The organism is Leifsonia sp. NPDC058248 (genome assembly GCF_042881905.1).
Lineage (GTDB): Bacteria > Actinomycetota > Actinomycetes > Actinomycetales > Microbacteriaceae > Leifsonia.
In genome coordinates, this window is record NZ_JBHVXB010000034.1 from 1 (window position 1) to 1,040 (window position 1,040).

Annotated in this window: 2 protein-coding genes; both read left to right on the forward strand. The window is 66.4% G+C overall.

Annotated features, from left to right (window positions below; all coding sequences use genetic code 11):
• The first annotated feature begins 206 nt into the window (after positions 1-206).
• On the forward strand, positions 207-467 hold the full coding sequence (locus ACFVV5_RS19215; RefSeq protein WP_387247318.1) for an acyl carrier protein: 261 nt from the start codon (positions 207-209) through the stop codon (positions 465-467).
• 16 nt (positions 468-483) lie between these two features.
• A partial coding sequence (locus ACFVV5_RS19220; protein ID WP_387247320.1) for a polyketide synthase occupies positions 484-1,040 on the forward strand: 557 nt, incomplete at its 3' end.

Consider the following 1,040-nt stretch of genomic DNA (forward strand, 5'->3'; position numbering starts at 1 on the left):
CCGGATCTCACGCACTGCCGAGTCCGAGGCTGCCACAGCGTTGCTGACGTTGACCTGACAGCCACGCGGGGTACGCGGGGACCGCGGCACAGTCTGGTCGACGTCAGCCGGTCGTCACGGCCGCTGTGCTTCACTCGCTCGGTATGACAGAACAATTGGTGGACTCGCCCAGATCGGAACGCCGGACCGTTCTGGAGGAATGGGTCGTGGCGGAATTCAAGACGGCACTGCTCATGCCGGAGGACGAGGAGCTGCCCCTGGAGGACAGCTTCTTCGAGCTCGGCATGACCTCCCTGCTCCTCACCAGCGTCAAGCAGCGGCTGGAGGGCCGGCTGGGGCGTGGGATCAGCAGCACGGCGATGTTCAACCAGCCGACGGTGGAGCGGCTGCTGGATTACCTGGTCACGGACGTACTGGCCGATATTTTCCACGCGCACGACGCGCACGACGCGCGCGCAGCGAACTGACAGGAGGGCGGCCGTCATGCCGGGAATGCAGGAAAGGCTCGAAGCGGCGGAAGAGACGGTCCGCCAGCAGAACAGGGCGCTCGGGCAATTCCTTCTGGAAAAGCACGAGCCGATCGCGGTGGTCGGCATCGGAATGCGGCTTCCCGGCGAAAACCGCTCGCTCGACGAGCTCGATTCTTTTCTCCGCGACCGCCGTTCGGGTATCGGGCCGCTGCCGCGCGACCGGTGGAACGTGGATGTCGCGGACGGTGACATCACCGCCGCGGCGGGCGGATTCCTCGACCGTATCGACGAATTCGACGCCCAGTTCTTCAACATTCCGCCCAAGCAGGCGCCTTTCATCGACCCCCAGCAGCGGCTGCTGATGGAGACGGTGTGGGAGGCCCTGGAGGACGCCAACATCGATCCGGCCGGTCTGCGGCACGGTGACGGCGGTGTCTACGTGGGTGCCTCGCCGCTGGACTTCGCGCTGGAGCTGGAGGCCCTCTCCGACGAGCAGCTCGACGGGGCCCTGACGACCGGGCTCGGCGGTTACTCGATGTCGGGCCGGCTGTCGTACTTCCTGGGCTGGCG